This is a genomic window from Streptomyces katrae (assembly GCF_000717655.1).
GTDB lineage: Bacteria > Actinomycetota > Actinomycetes > Streptomycetales > Streptomycetaceae > Streptomyces > Streptomyces katrae_B.
Window position 1 is genome coordinate 36,993 of the sequence record NZ_JNZY01000034.1, and the last position, 18,002, is coordinate 54,994.

An 18,002-nucleotide genomic window follows, 5' to 3' on the forward strand; every position below is an offset into this window, starting at 1 on the left:
GGGCCTCCCCCAACCAGTGACTCAGAAGAACAGGTGTGGCTACGCGTATCCGCGTTCGATCATTTCGTACAAATCGTCATCACTGCGGCTTTCCAGACTCGGGCTGTCCGGCTGCGCAGCCTCCCCCGTTTCCGGAGCCTCGGGCGCCTGTGGCTCGAGGAGGGAGTAGATGTGGTGGGCGAGCTTCTCCGGAGTGGGGTAGGTGAACGCGACCGTGGCCGGGAGCCGCACTCCGGCCACCGCGGTGAGCCGGTTGCGGAGCGCCACGGCCATCGAGGAGTCGAAACCCAGCACCTTGAAGGTCTCCGTCGACCTCGCCTCGAGATAGGCGAACGTCCGGTCCGCGTCACCCGCACTCAGCAGCGCCGCCGTTTCGGCGCACACGAGGGTGAGGACCGAGGACTCCGAGCCCAGGTACGCCGCCCGGGTGCTGGCGTCCGGTCCGCTCGCCTGCGCTGCGTGGCCGTTCGTGGTGCCGGTGTCGTCGGACGCCGTCAGCCAGTACCGCTGCCGCTGGAACGCGTAGGTCGGCAGGCCGATCCGGCGCGGCCGGGCCGCGGCGAACACCGCCTTCCAGCTCACCGGCACACCGCGTACGTGCAGTTCGGCCAGCGATGCCAGGACCTGGCCCGCGCTCCCGTCGCGCTTGTGCAGGGTGCTCACCACGACCGGCGGGGCCGCCAGCGCGTAGGCGGCCTCCTCCATCGCCACCTGGAGCACGGGGTGCGGGCTGACCTCCACGAACACACCGCCGTGATCCTGCATGAGGCCTTCGACGACGTCGCCGAAGCGCACTTTCGAGCGCAGGTTGTCGTACCAGTACGAGCCGTCGAGCACGCGGGTGTCGAGCAGTCCGCCGGTGACGGTGGAGTGGAACTTCACCGCCGACTCCCGCGGCGAAAGACCCGCGGTGTCCTCGAGCAGCCGGTCCCGGATGGCTTCGACGTGGTGGGAGTGCGAGGCGTAGTCCACCCTGACCCGGCGCACCCGGACGTCCTCGGCGGCGGCCATCGCGGCGAACTCGTCGAGTGCCGCGCCGTCTCCGGCGATCACCACCGAGGCCGGCCCGTTGACGGCGGCCACGGAGAGCCTTCCGGACCACTGCTCCAGCCGGTCGCGGACCCATGCGGAGGGCGCGGCCACCGCGCTCATCCCGCCGCCCAGGCCGGCCAGGCCGATCAGTGCCCGGCTGCGCAGGGCGACGATCCTGGCCGCGTCTTCGAGCGTCAGGGCGCCCGACACGCACGCCGCGGCGATCTCGCCCTGCGAGTGGCCGACCACGGCGTCGGGGACCACGCCGAGGGAGCGCCACACCTGCGCCAGCGACACCATCATCGCGAACAGCGCCGGCTGGACCACGTCCACCCGCTCCAGCGAGGCGGCCGACTCGGCTCCGGTCAGCACGTCCACCAGCGACCAGTCCACGTACGGGGCCAGGGCCTGCGCGCACGCGTCGACCGAGCGAGCGAACACCTCCGACTCCGCGTACAGCTGCCTGCCCATGCCCAGCCACTGCGACCCCTGGCCGGGGAACACGAAGACGACCGGGCCGGTCGGCCCCCCGGCCACCCCGCGGACCGCCCGCGCCGAGTCACCGCCCGCAGCGACCAGGTCGAGACCGGCCAGCGACTCCTCACGGTCACCGCCGAGCACCACCGCACGGTGGTCGAACAGCTGCCGCGTGGACACCAGCGAGTGGCCGACGTCTGCTGCCGACAGCGAGTCGTCCGCGGCGACGAGGTCGCGCAGGCGGGCCGCCTGCTCGCGCAGGGCCGGCTCCGAGCGGGCCGAGAGCACCCACGGCTGCACGCCGGAGGCGTCCGCCCAGCCCGGGTCGCCGGCTGCGGCGCCGGCTTCTGCCTGCGCCTGCGCCTCAGGGGCCTGTTCCAGGATCACGTGAGCGGTGGTGCCGCCCAGGCCGAACGACGACACGCCGGCGCGGCGCGGCCGCTCGGCCGTGCCCGGCCAGGGCCGCGCGGCCCGGACGACCTCGAAGTCCTCGTGGAAGTTCTGGATGTCGGGGTTCGGGGCGCGGAAGTTCACGCTCGGGACGAGGTGGCCGCGGTCCACGCAGAGCGCCGACTTCACGAAGCCGACGAGTCCGGCGGCCGGCTCCAGGTGCCCGACGTTCGCCTTCACCGATCCGATCGCCAGGGGACGGCTGCGGCCGCTCTCCCGGAACACCTCGCGCAGACCGGAGACTTCGGCGGGATCGCCCATCCGTGTGCCGGTGCCGTGGGCCTCGACGTAGTCGACGTCGTCGAACGCGACACCTGCGCGGGCGAGGGCCGACAGCACGGCCGAGGCCTGCCCGGTGGGGCTGGGGTCCGGCATCCGGCTGGACGCGCCACCGCTGGCGACGCCCCAGCCGCGCACCACCGCGTAGATGTGGTCGCCGTCGGCCACGGCGAGGTCGAGCCGCTTCAGCACGACGAACGCCCCGCCCTCTCCCCGGACGAAGCCGTTGGCCCGTTCGTCGAAGGGGAAGCAGGTGCCGTCGGGCGACAGGGCGCCCAGGTTCGCCAGGCCGAGTCCCGCTTCCGGGTCGACTACCAGCTCCACGCCGCCGGCGATGGCCATGTCGACCGCGCCGCCGCGGATCCGGTCGCACGTCAGCGCCAGCGACACGAGCGAGGAGGACTGGCCCGAGTCCGCGCAGAAGCTCATGCCGCGGACGTCGAAGAGGCTCGAGATCCGGTTCGCGATCAGCGCACCGCTCGAGCCCAGAGCGGCGTAGTGGTCGTCCTGGTCGCTGCCGGACAGCTTGCGCAGCAGCTCGTACCCGGAGGGCCCGCTGCCGACCACGACGTCGATCTCGCGGCCCGCGAGCGCGTCCGCCGGGATCCGGGCGTCTTCGACCGCTTCCCAAGCGAGCTCCAGGCCCAGCCGCTGCACGGGGTCCATGGCGGCCGCCTCCGCAGCGCCCGCCCCAAAGAACTCCGCGTCGAAACCGTCGATGGCGTCGAGGAACGAACCGGATTCCAGGGTGGCGGCGTCCGGGTGGGACTTGTACTTCGAATCGGCCGCCCGCTGCTCGGGGAACTTTCCGACGGTCGACTCCCCGTCGAGCAGCAGGCGCCAGAACTCACCCAGGCTGTTCACACCGGGGAAGCGGCACGACATCCCGATGACGGCAATATCGGCGGCTGCGCCACTCATACGAATTCCTTCCGGTTCCCTCGGAATGCTCTTGCGGGCTGCACTGCTTTCATCGCCGGCCGGTCAGAATTTTCTGCAGCTCTTCCGGCGCGTCCATGAAGTCGTAGTGGCCGCCGTCGACGACCCGGAATTCGACCGAATCCGAGTACCGGCGCCATCCCTGGAGCTCGTCGAGGCTCACGTCGGGGTCGTCCTGCCAGTGCAGGACGACGATGGGGCAGTCCACCTTGACCGGCTCGGGCCGCCGGTACGCGCCCGCGGCCGCGTGGTCGCGGAGCAGCACGAACATGCCCATGTCGATCATGTCCGGCCGCGGCTCGATCCCGCGGCTGCGGACGAACGACTCCAGCTCGGCGCGCAGCTCCGGCTCGGTCATCGTGAGCATCCGGTCGCGCGAGGCGTCGTGCGGGGCCGGCTGGCCCGACACGACGAGGCAGTCCGGGCCGCGCAGGCCGCGCTCGGCGAGCAGGAGGACGGTCTCGTACGCCGGCATCGCACCGGCGCAGTGCGCGAAGAACGCGTACGGGCGGTCGAGCAGCGGCTCCAGCGGTTCGACCAGGCTCGCTGCCAGGTTCTCGTACGTGCCGAAGTGCGGGTGGCCCAGCCGGTTCTCGCGGCCGGGGAACTGCACGGGGCAGATCTCGGCGTCGTCGATCACGGCCGGCCAGGCGCTGAACGCCGAAGCCCCGGACCCGGAGAAGGGGAAGCAGAAGATCCGGGCGGGGTGGTCGGCGGAGGGCGGCCGGACGAACCACGGCGAGGTGGCGGTGGTGGTGCCGGTGGTCATGGCGTCTGCCGTTTCTTGCCGACGATGGGGAGGTGGGTCATCCCGGCGATGAAGTACGACCGCAGGTGCTGCGGTTCACCGGCGAGCTCGATCGATTCGAAGCGCTGGAGCAGCTCCTCGAAGAAGATGCGCAGCGTCATCCGGGCGAGCGGCGCCCCGATGCAGAAGTGCGTCCCGAACCCGAACGCGGCCTGGCGCTTGGCGCCTTCGCGCGTGATGTCGAACGTGTGCGGGTCGGGGAACAGGGACTCGTCCCGGTTGGCCGAGCCGATCCACGCGACGACCGCGCCGCCGGCCGGGATCACGCCCCCGCCGATCTCGACGTCGTCCACCGCGTAGCGCATGAAGTTGCACGCGGCCGACGTCCAGCGCAGCCCTTCCTCGACCAGGTTCGGGACCAGCGAAAGGTCGGCCGCCGCCTTGTCGTACTGCACGGGCCGCTCGATGAGCGCCTGCACGGTGCCCGAGACGGTGTGCGGCGTCGTCACGTTGGCGCCCAGGAGGATGCTGTAGCCGTCGAGGGCGATCTCCTCGTCGGAGAGCGGAGTGCCTCCCGGAGCGACGCTCATGAGGTGGTGGAGCAGGCTCTCGCCCTCCTCGCCGGTCTCCCGGCGGGTCTTGACCCACTCCTTGACGTAGGTGACGAGCTCGTGGTGGGAGATGGCCAGGGTCGCGGCCTCGCTGCCCATCTGGAAGTGCGGGTCCGAGGGAGCCGTCACCATCGCGGTCAGCTGGACGAGCTCGGCCCAGTCCTTCTCCGGGATGCCCAGGAGCGGGCCCGTGACCATCGCCGGCAGGAGCAGCGCCTTCTCGGCCAGGTCGAAGGTCTCCCCGTCGAGCGCCGGCTCGAGGAAGCCCACGACCGTGCGCCGGATCGAGTCCTCCCAGGACTTCACTGCGCGCGCCGTGAGCTTGGAGCCGAGCGGGCGGCGGACCTCGGTGTGCCGCGGCGGGTCGGTGGACGTCATCAGCACGCCGGCCGCGACGTCGTCCGTCCCGAGGTGGGTGGGCACGGTGCCGCGCTCGGAGGTGAACTCCCGGTGGTCGCTGAGCACGCGGCGGACGTCCTCGTAGCGGGTCACCGACCAGAACTCGCGGCCGTCCGGCAGGACCTGGTGGTGCAGGGGCCTCTCGGCCCGCATCACGTCCCAGATCGGGTGCGGATCGCCCGACGTGTAGAGGTCCAGGTCGAACAGGTCGACGCTGTCGAGGTCGATGTCGCGCCCGGGACCAGGCGTCAACCTCACGCCGCCGCCCTCCCCTGCTCGATCAGCTCGGCGACGCGGGCCGGGGTCTGTGCCAGGTAGAAGTCGCGCACGGACAGCTGGATGCCGTAGGTCTGCGACACCTGGTCGATGATCTTGATTCCGGTCAGCGAATTGCCGCCGAGCGTGAAGAAGTCGTCTTCCACCCCGACCTCGGGGCAGTCGAGGAGTTCCCTCCACAGCTCGGCGATTTCCTGCGCCAGCGTCGATTCCATTGCCACTCTTTCCTTCCTCCGCCGACCGGGAGTGCCCGCCCGCGTCATTTTCGGCCCGGTCTGCGGACCGTCACCGCCATCACGACCACTGGGGCCCTTTGCGTTGTCCCGCCGGCGAGACAAATTCTTCGAATGGCCGAATCGAGTGTCGCGTGAATGCGCGACCGCTCACACCGTGTTGGTGGTCTCCGGCGCTCGCCGGCCGCTGGGGTTGAGCGTGGACCGGCGAGCCCGCACGCGACGCTCCCCGTCCCGCCGGCGGGACAGGGCAAGTTCGCCAGCGGCCCGTGCCGCCCCGGCACCGGCGTTCCTTGACCGGCTGATCCGCGTTCAGTGAACGTGGACGAGATTTAACGACGTTAGAGGCGCACTGGAACAGAGGGGGCAACGACGTGGGACACACCGGCTTCGACACGGATGTGGTGATCGCGGGCGCCGGGCCGACGGGCCTGATGCTCGCCTGCGAGCTGCGGCTGGCGGGCGTCGACGTGGTGGTGGTCGAGCGGCTCGCGGAGCGGACGGGCGAGTCGCGCGCCGGTGGGATCCACTCCCGCACCCTGGAGGTGCTGGACCAGCGCGGGATCCTGGACCGCTTCCTCGCGGTCGGCGAACTGCAGCCGGTGGGCCATTTCTCCGGCCTTTATCTGGACTTCGACGAGTCGGAGTCGAGGCACCCCTACCCGCTGATGATCCTTCAGTCCGACATCGAGCGGCTGCTCGAGGAGTGGGCCGCGGAGCTCGGCGTGCAGGTCCGCCGCTCGTCCGAGGTCAGCGGGATCCGCCAGGACGGGGACGGCGTGACGGTCGAACTGGGCACGGAGCAGCCAGCGGCGGCGACGCTGCGCGCCCGCTACCTCGTGGGCTGCGACGGCGGGCGCAGCACGGTGCGCAAGCTGGCGGGCATCGACTTTCCCGGCACCGAGGCGACGATGACCGCACTGATCGGCGACGTGGAGCTCCCCGATCTGCCCGAGGACTACGTCTGGGTGCGGCGCTGTGCGGGCGGCGACTACTCGGCGATCGCCTTCGAGCCGGGCTGGTACCGGGTGATCACGTCCGAGTACGACCGCGTCGCGGACCGCGACGAGACACCGACGTTCGAACAGCTCCGGGAGTCCCTGATCAGGGTCGCGGGCACCGACTTCGGCATGAACAGCCCGCGGTGGGTCTCGCGGTTCAACGACGCCGCGCGCCAGGCCGCCGAGTACCGGGTGGGCCGGGTGCTGCTCGCGGGCGACGCGGCGCACATCCACTTCCCGGCCGGCGGGCAGGGGCTGAACATGGGCGTGCAGGACGCGGTCAACCTCGGCTGGAAGCTCGCCTCGGTGGTGCGCGGCCAGGCGCCCGAGAGCCTGCTGGACAGCTACCACGCCGAGCGCCACCCCGTCGGGGAGCGCGTGCTGCACAACACCCGGGCGCAGTCGGCCCTGGCCCGCCCGGGCGCGCAGACGGACGCACTGCGCGAGGTGTTCGGCTCGCTCATGGTGTTCGACGACGTCAACCGGCACCTGCGCCTGATGCTCACCGCACTGGACATCCGCTACCCGGTCGACGTCGACCACCCGCTGGCGGGCCGCCGGGTCCCGGACGCCGACCTCAAGACGCCCGAAGGCACCATCGGCGTCTACGACCTGCTGCACGCCGGCCGCCCCGTACTGCTCGACCTGTCCGGCAGCGCCGCGCTGGCGGCGGTCGCCGGGGGCTGGGCCGATCGCGTCGACTTCGTCGAGGCTCGGAGCGAGGACGGCAGCTGGTCCGTCCCGGCCATCGACGAGGTCCCCGCTCCCGCCGCGGTCCTCATCCGCCCCGACGGCCATGTCGCCTGGGCGACCGACGGCGGCGCGCCCGACACCTCCGCGCTGCGGACCGCCCTCACCACCTGGTTCGGTCCGGCCCGGCAGGGCTGACCTACCGCGACGGCGGCCGCCGGGACCCGTTCGGGTCCCGGCGGCCGCCGTCCGTCATCGTGCGCCGGTCACCCCGCCAGCTTGCGGTTGATGACCTCGAACACCTCCGCCACGGATGCGGGCATGTTCATCTCGTGGTGCGTGGCGTGTACGTCGTGCACCTCGATGGAACCGGTGACGTACGGCCGCCACAGGTGCGCGTACTGCTCGTCCTGCAGCGTCGCGCTGAAGAACAGCACGTCACCCCGGTAGACCGGCGACTCGAAATCCATCATGAGGTTCGAGTTGTTGGCCAGCACCCTGGACATGGTGTCCAGGAACTCCTGCCGGTTGTCGGTGCCGATGTACTGGCCGAAGAAGTCCTCGAGCTCGGACCGGTACTCCGCCAGGGTCTTGTTGGCGTGGATCTCCGTCCACCCGTGCCCACCCGGCTGGGAGTCCAGGATGGCCACGAGCGCGATCTCGTGCCCTAGCCGGTCCAGCGCATGCGCGACGGCCTGCACGACGGTGCCGCCGTAGGACCAGCCGACCAGGTGGAAGGGCCCCTCCGGCTGGATCTTCAGCATCTCGGCGACGTAGTCGTCGACCATCTCCGCCACGGATCCCACCAGCGAGTCCACGCCGTCGGATCCGCGGGACTGCAGGGCGTACGCCTTCCGGTCCTGCACGTGCGTCACGAAGCTGAAGTACGCCCAGCCCAGCCCTCCTCCCCCGTGGAAGAACCACATGGGCTCCTTGCCCGTGCCGGGATCGCCGTTCAGCGGCAGCACGACCGCGAACGGGTCGTCGTTGTCCATGGGGGTGCCGATGAGCACCAGCGAGGCCAGCTCGGCCACCGTGGGGAACTTGATGATCGTCCTGATGGGGATCTCGACGTCGAACTCCTTGCGGATGCGGACGCTGAGCCGGGTGGCCAGCAGCGAGTGCCCGCCGTGCGTGAAGAAGTTGTCGTGGATGCCGACCTTCTCCCGGCCGAGCAGCTCGGCGAAGAGGGCGCACAGCTTCTCTTCGTGGGCGTCGCGCGGCTCCTGGCCGGCCACGGGGGGCGCGTGCTCCGCGGGCAGCGCGCGCCGGTCGAGCTTTCCGTTCGGGGTGAGCGGAATCTCCGGCAGCGGGATCACCGCGGAAGGCACCATGTAGTCCGGCAGCCGCCCGCGCAGGTGCGCGGTCAGCTCGGCGAGCAGCGGACCGGCCGACTCGTCGGCCCGGACGCCGGTACCGGCCGTCGGCACCACGTATCCCACGATGCGCTTGTCGCCCTCGCGGTCCTCGCGTACGACGACCACCGCCTGCGCCACTCCGGGATGCCCGGCCAGCGCGTTCTCGATCTCGCCCAGCTCGATCCGGAAGCCCCGGACCTTCACCTGGTGGTCGGTCCGGGCGATGTACTGCAGCCGGCCTTCCCCGTCCCACCGCACCAGGTCCCCGGTGCGGTACATCCGCGCACCGGCAGGGCCGAACGGACACGCCACGAACCGCTCCGCGGTCAGCTCCGGCCGGCCCTGGTACCCGCGGGCCACCCCGTCACCGGCGATGTACAGATCGCCCTGCACCCCGCGCGGAACCGGTCGCATCCGCGCGTCGAGCACGTACACCTGGGTGTTCCCGATCGGCGTCCCGATCGGCGGCGCACCCGCACCCGCCTTCACGGGCGCCATGGTCGACCACGTCGTCGTCTCGGTCGGGCCGTACCAGTTGCCCACTTCGGCGGCCTGCTCCGCGAGCGTCTCGGCCAGCCGGGCCGGCACGGCCTCCGCGCCGGTGATGATCCGCAGGCCCCGCGCGGCGTCGGGCTCGTGCGTGAGCAGCATCTGCCAGAACGCGGGCGTGGCCTGTACGACGGTGACCCCGTGGCGGCGGATCAGCGCCAGTACGGCCGACGGATCGGTGACGGTGTCCTTCGTCGCCATGACCATGGTCGCGCCCGCAACGAATGGGAGGTACAGCTCGGTGTTCGCCATGTCGAACGAGACCGTCGTGCTGAAGAGCATCCGGTCGGCGGGCGACAGCGGGAACCGGCGCTGCGTCGAGGCGATGAAGTTCGCGAGCGCGCCGCGCGGTACCGCGACCCCCTTCGGAATGCCCGTCGACCCGGAGGTGTAGATCACGTACTGGGTGTTCCCGGGGCGGACGAGCACCTCGGGTGCCTCGTCCGGATACGGCGAACAGTCCGCGCCGGCCAGCGTCTCGGCGTCGAGCACGAGGACCGGGTCGACCTGCTCGAGGATGAAGTCGATCCGGGAGCGCGGGTGGTCCGGGTCGAGGGGAACGTAGGCTCCGCCGGCCTTGAGCACCGCCAGCAGCGCCACCATCAGGTTCACGGTCCGGGGCAGACAGACGGCGACCAGCGATTCGGCCCGTACACCGCGGTCGGCCAGCCAGTGCGCCAGCCTGTTGGACCGCGTGTCCAGCTCCCGGTAAGTGAGCGACTCGTCCTCGCCGATGACGGCGAGTGCCTCGGGTCTGTCCGCGCACTGTCTTCGCAGGGCGTCCATCAGGCCCTGCTCCGGGATCGGCTCGACGGTGTCGTTGACCGCCCCCAGCAGCTGCTCCCGCTCCCCCGCGATCAGCACGTCGACGTCCCCGACGCACACCCCCGGATCGGCGGCCAGCTGCTCCAGCACACGCGCGAACCGGGCGGCCATGGCCTCGACGGTGTCCCGGTCGAACAGCTGGGTGACGTACTGGATGTCGCCCCGCAGCGCCCCCGACCCGTCCAGGGCCATGCTGAAGAACAGGTCGACCATGGCCTTCGAGGTGAGGGCCTGGACGAACTCCACCTCGAGCCCGGGGAACTCGAGGACCGGCTTCTCGAAGTTCTGCCAGCCGCACATGACCTGGAACAGCGGCCGGTAGGCCGTGGAGCGGTCCGGGTTGATCGCCTCGACCAGCACGTCGAACGGCACGTCCTGGTGCTCGTAGGCCGCCAGCGCCTTGTTCCGTACCTGGCCGAGCACGTCGGCGAACGACGGGTTCCCGGAGAGGTCCACGCGCAGGACCAGGTTGTTGACGAAGCACCCGACCAGGTCGGCCAGCGCTTCGTCGGTCCGCCCGGCGATCGGGGTGCCGAGTGGTATGTCGTTGCCGCCGCCGAGCTTGCTCAGCAGCACCGCCAGCGCGCTGTACATGACCATCGACATGGTCGTTCCGCGCTCGGCGGCCAGCTTCTCCAGCCCGGCCGCGGTCTGCGGCTCCACGCCGAAGGCGACCGTGTCGCCGTGCGTCGTCGCCTCGACGGAGCGCGGGCGGTCCAGCGGGAGGTCCAGCGGCTGCGGCACCCCGTCCAGTTCCTCGCGCCAGTACTCGATCTGCGCCGCGCCGATGCTGTCCGGGTCGGCCAGGTCGCCGAGCACCTCGCGCTGCCACATCGTGTAGTGCTGGTACTGCACGGGCAGCGGCTCCCACTGCGGCGCCCCGCCGTCCCGGCGGGCGGCGTAGGCGGCGGCCAGGTCCCGTGCCAGCGGGGCGCCCGAGCTGCCGTCCGTCGCGATGTGGTGGACGACCAGGACCAGGACGTGTTCCTCGGGCGAGCAGCGCAACAGGGTCGCCCGGAACGGGATCTCGGTCGCCAGGTCGAACCCGTGGGCGACGGCCCCGTCGATCGCGCCGGGCACGTCTTCGGGCGCCACCTCGACCACCGGGAGCCCCGTCTGCTCCGACGCCTCGGCCACCGGCAGGATCCTCTGGTGGGGCTCGCCCCCGTCGTCGGTGACGTACACGGTGCGCAGGATCTCGTGCCGGTCGACCACGTCGCCGATCGCCGCGGCGAGGGCGCCCTGGTCCAGGGGGCCGGTCAGCCGCAGCGCCGAGGGCATGTTCCAGGTCTCGCCGCCCTCCAGTTGGTGCATGTACCAGTAGCGGCGTTGCGAGAATGACAGCGGAATCATTGCTTCACTCCTTGAGGATCGTCTGGCTCAGGCCCAGGGGACGCGGAGCAGCCGATTCCTCCGCCCACGCAGCCACCTGTGGCAGGTCGAAGAACGTGCGGGTTTCGAGCTCCCCGGCTCGGCGATGGCGCAGCCGATCAGTCGGGTGGGGAGCGGAGAATGCCCGCATGGTGCCAAACATGGAGCCGCCCCGGCGACGCGCGGTCAGCCGAGGCGGCTCGGAAGAGGACTCTGACCAGTCCGTACGAACTGGTCCGGGTCACGCTCTCTTCTTGAACGTGGAGACCGCCCACACGTAGCCGAGGACGGCGATCCCGACGCACCAGGCGACGGCCGCGATGGCGTCGCCGCTGGAGGGGTTGCCCGCGAGGAGGCCGCGCAGCGTCTCGATGATCGGGGTGAAGGGCTGGTACTCGGCGAACTGCCGGATGCCGACGCCCATCGTTTCCGCCGGCACGAACGCGCTGCTGAGGAACGGCAGCATGATGAGCGGCACGGCGCCCAGGCCCGCCGACTCCGCGGTCTTGGCGGCCAGCCCCATGGCGACCGTGAGCCAGCCGGCCGCGATGCTGAGCAGCACGATGATGCCGACCACACCGAGCCAGTCGACGGCGCTCGCCTTGGGGTCGAAGCCCATCAGGAAGGCCACGCCGACGATGGCCGCGCAGCCCACCAGGGCGCGCACGGCAGTGATGACGACGTGCCCGGTCAGCATGGCGCCGCGGGAGACGTCCATGACCTTGAACCGGTTGATGATGCCCTTGGTCATGTCGGAGTTCACGGCCGTCGCGGTGGCTCCCAGCCCGTAGCTGATGGCCATCACGAGCAGACCCGGCGTCGCGTAGTCGATGTAGTCGTCGCCGACGCTGAACGCGCCGCCGAACACCTTGACGAACATCAGCATGATCACGATGGGGAACAGGACCGCGTTGAACATCGTGATGGGGTTGCGCACGTTGTGCTTGATGTTGCGGCGCAACATGATCGACGAATCGGCCAACGGCGTCGAGGCAGTGCTCACTGCGCGATCGCCTCCTTGCTCAGGTGCTCGGCGTGCGTGGGGTCGGTCAGGGCGAGGAAGACGTCGTCGAGGTCCGGTCGCTGCACCGAGAACTCCTGGGCGTCGAGCGAGTGCGCGTCCAGCCGGTCCAGCAGGATCCGCAGCGACCTCGTCTCACCGTCGCTGGCCACCCGCAGGGTCAGCTCCTCGTCGTCCCGGGTGGACCCGGTCAGGAGGCGCGCCGCCGCGTCGAGTTCGTAGAGGTCGGAGAACCGGAACCGGATGTGGGTGCCGGGGATCTGGCGCTTGAGCTCCTCGGGGGTGCCCTGGGCGACCAGGCGGCCCCCGTTGAGCACCGCGATCTGGTCGGCGAGCTGGTCGGCTTCCTCGAGGTACTGGGTGGTGAGGAAGATGGTGGTGCCCTCGGCGACGAGCTCGCGGACGATCCCCCACATCGTGCGCCGGCTGCGCGGGTCGAGACCCGTCGTCGGCTCGTCGAGGAAGATGATCTCCGGGTTGCCGACCAGGGTCATCGCCAGGTCGAGCTTGCGGCGCATACCGCCGGAGTAGGTCGACGACATCTTGTCCGCCGACTCCACCAGGTCGAAGCGCTCCAGCAGCTGCGTGACCACCTTGTCGCCGCCCCGCACCCGCTTCAGGTCCGTCATCAGCTGCAGGTTCTCGCGGCCCGACAGCAGATCGTCCACCGCGGCGAACTGGCCGGTCACGCCGATGGCCGCGCGTGCCTGCTTGGTCGCGGTCGCCACGTCGTGCCCGGCGACCCGCACCGTGCCGGCGTCGGCCTTCATCAGCGTCGTGAGGACGTTGACCGTCGTCGTCTTGCCGGCCCCGTTCGGGCCGAGCAGGGAGAAGATCGATCCTGCGGCGACATCGAAATCGATGCCGTCGAGGACGACCTTGTCGCCATATGCCTTGCGCAGCCCTGAAACTGCAATCGCTGAACTTCTCATTCCTCCACTTTCCTCTCCGGGCCTGTCACGCACCTGTCACCTCCCTGACACGGCGTTCGACAAGGTCGCCCGGGCCAGAGGACCGCTCATTTCACTCGCAAACCGCCCGCCCTAACGACCGCGGGCGGACTCCGCCTCGATCACGTCCAGCACCTCACGGCCGAGATCGACCAGATACATGTGATCGCCCGGAAACTCCACATAGCTGAATTCGGCCGTGGTCGCCGCCTGCCACTGCCGGGCCTCTTCCGCGGTGACGAGTCCGTCGGAGTCGCCCCGCAGCGAGCAGATCGGGACCGACACGATTTCGTCGGTGCTCGGGACGTAGTTCTCGTGCATCTCGCAGTCGGCCTGCAGCACGGGCAGGATCAGTTCCCGCATTTCCGGGTGGTCGAGGGCCTCGTGCCGGAAGCCCGCGAACTCCTCGACCCTGGCGAGGAACTCATCGTCCTGGAGCCCGGTGGCCCGCCGCTCGCGCTGGGTCCACGGACCCGGCGAACCGCTGACGACCAGCCGCTCGACCTGCACCCCGCGCGCGGTCAGCAGGTGCACCAGCTCGTACGCGAGCACCGCGCCCAGGCTGTGCCCGAACAGCACGACCCGGGCGCCTTCGCCGAGGTCGGCGATGATGTCGTCGATCGATCCCTTGGCCGCCTCGGTGACGTTCCGGTACGGCTCCTCCAGGATCTTCCGCTCCCGGCCGGGCAGCTCGACCGAGGTGATGCGCCACCGGTCGGCGGACAGCTCCCGCCACGGGTGGAAGAACGAAGGACCTGCTCCTGCGAACGGCACGCACAGCAGCGTTGCCTGGTCCCCGTGTTCCGCGGACATGCCGGGCTCTGTCACCCCGACCAACCCCAATCATCCATTCGATCGTTTGTTGAAACAGTTCCGGGACACGGATGTCCGCTCGCTACGCCAGCTTGCTGCCGACGACCTCGAAGAATTCGGCCACGGGTGCGGGCATGTGCATTTCGTGGTGCGTGGCGTGCACCTCGTGCACCTCGAAGGAACCGCCGACGTACTGGCGCCACAGGTGCGCGTACGACTTGTCCTCGAGCGCCGCGTGGAAATACAGCACGTCGCCGCGGTAGACCGGGGATTCGAAATCCATCATGCGCTTCGTGTTGTTGGCCATGACCCTCGCCATGGTGTCGAGGAAGCCCTGCCGGTTGCCCATGCGGATGTACTGGCTGAAGTCGTCCTCGAGCTCCACCCGGTAGTCCGACGACTCCTTGCCGGCGTGTACCTCCGTGAACCCGTGCCCGCCCGGCTGGGCGTCCAGGATCGCCACGAAGGCGACCTCGTGCCCGAGCCGGTCCAGCGCGTCCGCGACGGCCTGCACGATGGTGCCGCCGTAGGACCAGCCGATGAGGTTGAAGGGACCTTCCGACTGGATCTTCAGCATCTCGGCGACGTAGTCGTCGATCATCTCCTGCACGGAGCCCGCCAGCGTGTCGGCGCCGTCGGAGCCGCGGGACTGCAGGGCGTAGGCCGGCCGGTCCTGCAGGTGCGTGACGAAGCTGTAGTACGCCCAGCCCAGCCCGCCGCCGCCGTGGAAGAACCACACCGGCGCCTTGCCCGTGCCGGGGTCGCTGTTGAGGGGCAGCACGACCGCGAACGAGTCGGCGTCGTCCGCGGGGACACCGCCGGCGAGCATCAGCGCGGCCAGCTCGGCCACCGTCGGGTACTTGATGACCGTCCTGATGGGAATGTCGATGTCGAACTCGTTGCGGATGCGGACGCTGAGCCGGGTCGCCAGCAGCGAGTGCCCGCCGAGCGCGAAGAAGCCGTCGTCGATGCCGACCTTCTCCAGGCCGAGCAGCTCGCTGTAGAGGGCGCACAGCTTCTGCTCGAAGGCGTTGCGCGGCTCCCGGCTGGACACGGTGTTCGTGTCCTCCGAGGGCAGTGCCCGCCGGTCGAGCTTGCCGTTCGAGGTCAGCGGGATCTCCGAAAGCGGAATCACCACGGAGGGCACCATGTAGTCCGGGAGGCGCTCGCGCATGTACTCGGACAGCTCGGCGATGAGCGCACCGGCCGGCTCGTCTTCGGACTCGGGCACGACGTAGCCCACGATGCGCTTGTCGTCCTCGTGGTTCTCGCGCACCACGATCACCGCCTGCGCCACATCCGGATGCCCGGCCAGCACGTTCTCGATCTCGCCCAGCTCGATCCGGAAACCACGGATCTTCACCTGGGTGTCCGCCCGCCCGACGTACTCCAGCTGGCCGTTGCGGCTCCAGCGGACCAGGTCGCCGGAGCGGTACATCCGCTCGCCCGGCACGCCGAAGGGGCACGCGACGAACCGTCCCGCGGTCAGGTCCGGCCGGCCGTGGTACCCGCGGGCCAGGCCGTAGCCGGCCACGTACAGCTCGCCGGTCACGCCGGTGGGCGCCGGCAGGAGGTTCGAGTCCAGGACGTAGGCGCGCAGGCCCGGGATGGCCGGGCCGATCACGCTGGCGCGGAAGCGGGCGGCGGAGTTCTCGTCCAGGTCGATGCGGGTGACGTGCACGGTCGTCTCGGTGATGCCGTACATGTTCACCAGCACCGGCGCGTCGTCGGCGTGGCGCTGGTACCAGTCCGCAAGGCGGTTCAGGTCGAGGGCCTCGCCGCCGAACACCACGTACCGCAGTGCCAGGTCCTGGCCGGGGGCATCAGCGTCGGCCTGCACCAGCTGGTAGAAGGCCGAGGGCGTCTGGTTGAGGACGGTGACCCGCTCGCGGGCGAGCAGCCGGAGGAAGTCCCCCGGGGAGCGGGAGACGTCGTAGGGGACCACGACCAGGCGTCCGCCGTGCAGCAGCGGCCCCCACAGCTCCCACACCGAGAAGTCGAAGGCGTAGGAGTGGAAGAGGGTCCACACGTCGTCCGCGCCGAAGGCGAAGTCCTCGGCGGCGCTGAAGAGCCCGACCACGTTGCTGTGCGGGATCAGCACGCCCTTGGGGCGGCCGGTCGACCCGGAGGTGTAGATCACGTACGCCGGGTGCTCGGGGCGCAGGGCCGTGCGGCGCTCGGCGTCGGTCAGGTCGGCGGCCGACTCCTCGGCGAAGGCACCGGCCCGGTCCAGGTGGATCAGCGGGAGGTCCTGGTCCAGCCCCTGCGCGGCGGCGTTCGAGCTGGTGGTGACCAGCAGGACCGGCTGGGCGTCCTGGACCATGTACGCGATGCGGTCGGCCGGGGAGTCGGGGTCGATCGGCAGATAGGCGCCGCCCGCCTTGAGCACCGCGAGCAGCGCGACGACCAGCTCGGCCGAGCGCTCCAGGCAGACCCCGACCAGGGACTCGGGGCCGACACCCTGGGCCACGAGGTGCCGCGCGAGCCGGTTGGCCCGGGCGTTGACCTCGCCGTACGTGAGCGCGTCACCCTCGTGGGACACCGCGACCACGTCCGCCCGCTGCGCGGCCTGGCGCTCGAACAGCTCGACCAGCGTGACGTCGGGAATGACGTTGCCGGCGGGGTTCACGTCCCGCACCAGCCGCTCGCGCTCCGCCCCGCTCAGGACGTCGACGTCCCCGATGCGCACGCTCGGATCGGCGGCCAGCTGCTCCAGCACCCGGACGAGCCGGGCGGCGATGACCTCGGCCGACTCGCGGTCGAACAGCTGGGTCGCGTACTGGAGGTCGCCCTGGAGCGCGCCCGACTCGTCCGCGGTCAGGCTGAAGAACAGGTCGACCATGGCGGTCGACGGGATGGCCTGCTCGAACTTCACGTCGAGCCCGGGGATCCCGAGGTCGGGCTTCTGGTAGCTCTGCCAGGCGAACATCACCTGGAACAGCGGCTGGTAGGAGGCGGAGCGCTCGGGGTTGATGGCCTCGACGAGCAGGTCGAACGGGACGTCCTGGTACTCGTAGGCGGTCAGCGCCTTGTCGCGCACCTGGGCGAGCAGCTCGGTGAACGCCGGGTTGCCGGAGAGGTCGGCCCGCAGCACCTGGGTGTTGACGAAGAAGCCGATCAGATCGGCCAGCGCCTCGTCGGTCCGGCCGGCGATCGGGGAGCCGATCGTCAGGTCGTCACCGCCGCCGAGCTTGCGCAGCAGTACCGCCAGCGCGCCCTGCAGGACCATCGACATGGACGCGCCGCGCTCGTCGGCCAGCTTCTGCAGGCCGGCCGCCACCTCCGCCGGCACGGAGAGGGCGATCGTCTCGCCGTGCGAGTTCGCCTCCGCGGGCCGCGGGCGGTCCGTCGGCAGGCTCAGCGGCTGCGGCACACCGTCGAGCTGCTTGCGCCAGTACTCGACCTGCTGCGCGGCGAGGCTTTCGGGGTCGGACACCTCGCCGAGCACCTCGCGCTGCCACTGCGCGTACTCCTTGTACTGCACGGGCAGCGGCTCCCACTGCGGCGCCTGGCCGTCCTGGCGGGCGGCGTAGGCGGCGATCAGGTCCCGCATCATCGGCGCGCTCGAGCTGCCGTCCGAGGCGATGTGGTGGACGACCATGACCAGGACGTGCTCCTGGGGGGAGCAGCGCAGCAGGTGCGCCCGGAAGGGGAGTTCGCCCTCCAGGTCGAACCCGTGCGAGACGGCCTCGCCGATGGCGCGGGACATGTCCTCGGACGCCACCTCGGCCATCTGCACCTGCGGCGACGCCTCCGCCGGCGTCAGGATCCGCGAGTAGGGTTCGCCGTCGTCGTCCGTCGCGTACGTGGTGCGCAGGATCTCGTGCCGGTCGACCACGTCGCGGATCGCCGCGACGAGGGCGTCCTGGTCGAGGGATCCGGTCAGCCGGAACGCCGCCGAGATGTTGTAGGTCGCCGCCCCCCGCTCCAGCTGGTGCAGCAGCCACATACGACGTTGTGCGAATGACAGCGGAATCATT

At 70.5% G+C, this 18,002-nt stretch carries 10 protein-coding genes; 1 reads left to right on the plus strand and 9 read right to left on the minus strand.

What is annotated here, in order from left to right; translation table 11 throughout:
* Nucleotides 1-39 precede the first annotated feature (39 nt).
* The 4 genes from IF09_RS0130820 to IF09_RS0130835 are packed head-to-tail and all read right to left on the minus strand — an operon-like array spanning nucleotide 40 to nucleotide 5,426.
* Entirely contained in the window at nucleotides 40-3,159 is a 3,120-nt protein-coding gene (locus tag IF09_RS0130820; protein ID WP_078613552.1) for a type I polyketide synthase, read from the minus strand.
* A 49-nt stretch (nucleotides 3,160-3,208) separates the two neighbouring features.
* The gene (locus IF09_RS0130825) at nucleotides 3,209-3,946 is read right to left on the minus strand and encodes a thioesterase II family protein (RefSeq protein WP_030301310.1); all 738 of its coding nucleotides are present in this window, start codon (nucleotides 3,944-3,946) and stop codon (nucleotides 3,209-3,211) included.
* Nucleotides 3,943-5,193: a cytochrome P450 gene (locus IF09_RS0130830; protein ID WP_030301312.1), complete on the minus strand. Its 1,251-nt coding sequence runs from the start codon at nucleotides 5,191-5,193 to the stop codon at nucleotides 3,943-3,945. The genes IF09_RS0130825 and IF09_RS0130830 overlap by 4 nt, the downstream gene beginning before the upstream one ends.
* A complete protein-coding gene (locus tag IF09_RS0130835) occupies nucleotides 5,190-5,426 on the minus strand; it encodes a phosphopantetheine-binding protein (RefSeq protein WP_234321206.1) in 237 nt (78 codons plus the stop codon). The genes IF09_RS0130830 and IF09_RS0130835 overlap by 4 nt, the downstream gene beginning before the upstream one ends.
* Nucleotides 5,427-5,818: 392 nt before the next feature.
* Between IF09_RS0130835 and IF09_RS0130840 the strand changes: the two genes are divergently transcribed.
* Entirely contained in the window at nucleotides 5,819-7,333 is a 1,515-nt protein-coding gene (locus IF09_RS0130840; protein WP_037636432.1) for an FAD-dependent monooxygenase, read from the plus strand.
* A 68-nt stretch (nucleotides 7,334-7,401) separates the two neighbouring features.
* Here the strand turns inward: IF09_RS0130840 and IF09_RS0130845 are convergent, their stop codons facing one another.
* The 5 genes from IF09_RS0130845 to IF09_RS0130865 all read right to left on the minus strand — a co-directional run bounded on the left by IF09_RS0130845 (nucleotide 7,402) and on the right by IF09_RS0130865 (nucleotide 18,001).
* Nucleotides 7,402-11,220 (minus strand): non-ribosomal peptide synthetase, encoded by a 3,819-nt coding sequence (locus tag IF09_RS0130845; protein ID WP_030301325.1) that lies wholly within the window; start codon nucleotides 11,218-11,220, stop codon nucleotides 7,402-7,404.
* A gap of 259 nt (nucleotides 11,221-11,479) precedes the next feature.
* Complete coding sequence (locus IF09_RS0130850; RefSeq protein ID WP_030301328.1) at nucleotides 11,480-12,241, minus strand: ABC transporter permease; 762 nt, start codon at nucleotides 12,239-12,241, stop codon at nucleotides 11,480-11,482.
* Nucleotides 12,238-13,191 carry an ATP-binding cassette domain-containing protein gene (locus IF09_RS0130855; protein WP_030301330.1) on the minus strand — a complete coding sequence of 318 codons (954 nt, stop codon included), beginning with the start codon at nucleotides 13,189-13,191 and terminating at the stop codon, nucleotides 12,238-12,240. The genes IF09_RS0130850 and IF09_RS0130855 overlap by 4 nt, the downstream gene beginning before the upstream one ends.
* A gap of 111 nt (nucleotides 13,192-13,302) precedes the next feature.
* Complete coding sequence (locus tag IF09_RS0130860; protein ID WP_030301332.1) at nucleotides 13,303-14,022, minus strand: thioesterase II family protein; 720 nt, start codon at nucleotides 14,020-14,022, stop codon at nucleotides 13,303-13,305.
* A gap of 82 nt (nucleotides 14,023-14,104) precedes the next feature.
* Nucleotides 14,105-18,001: a non-ribosomal peptide synthetase gene (locus IF09_RS0130865; RefSeq protein ID WP_030301335.1), complete on the minus strand. Its 3,897-nt coding sequence runs from the start codon at nucleotides 17,999-18,001 to the stop codon at nucleotides 14,105-14,107.
* Between the last annotated feature and the right edge of the window lies 1 nt (nucleotide 18,002).

What these genes read in the sequence shown, in the direction of transcription:
- IF09_RS0130820 (WP_078613552.1), bottom strand. Translation starts at nt 3,159, where the DNA reads ATGAGTGGCGCAGCCGCCGATATTGCCGTCATCGGGATGTCGTGCCGC.
- IF09_RS0130845 (WP_030301325.1), bottom strand. Translation starts at nt 11,220, where the DNA reads ATGATTCCGCTGTCATTCTCGCAACGCCGCTACTGGTACATGCACCAA.
- IF09_RS0130835 (WP_234321206.1), bottom strand. Translation starts at nt 5,426, where the DNA reads ATGGAATCGACGCTGGCGCAGGAAATCGCCGAGCTGTGGAGGGAACTC.
- IF09_RS0130860 (WP_030301332.1), bottom strand. Translation starts at nt 14,022, where the DNA reads ATGTCCGCGGAACACGGGGACCAGGCAACGCTGCTGTGCGTGCCGTTC.
- IF09_RS0130855 (WP_030301330.1), bottom strand. Translation starts at nt 13,191, where the DNA reads ATGAGAAGTTCAGCGATTGCAGTTTCAGGGCTGCGCAAGGCATATGGC.
- IF09_RS0130825 (WP_030301310.1), bottom strand. Translation starts at nt 3,946, where the DNA reads ATGACCACCGGCACCACCACCGCCACCTCGCCGTGGTTCGTCCGGCCG.
- IF09_RS0130865 (WP_030301335.1), bottom strand. Translation starts at nt 18,001, where the DNA reads ATGATTCCGCTGTCATTCGCACAACGTCGTATGTGGCTGCTGCACCAG.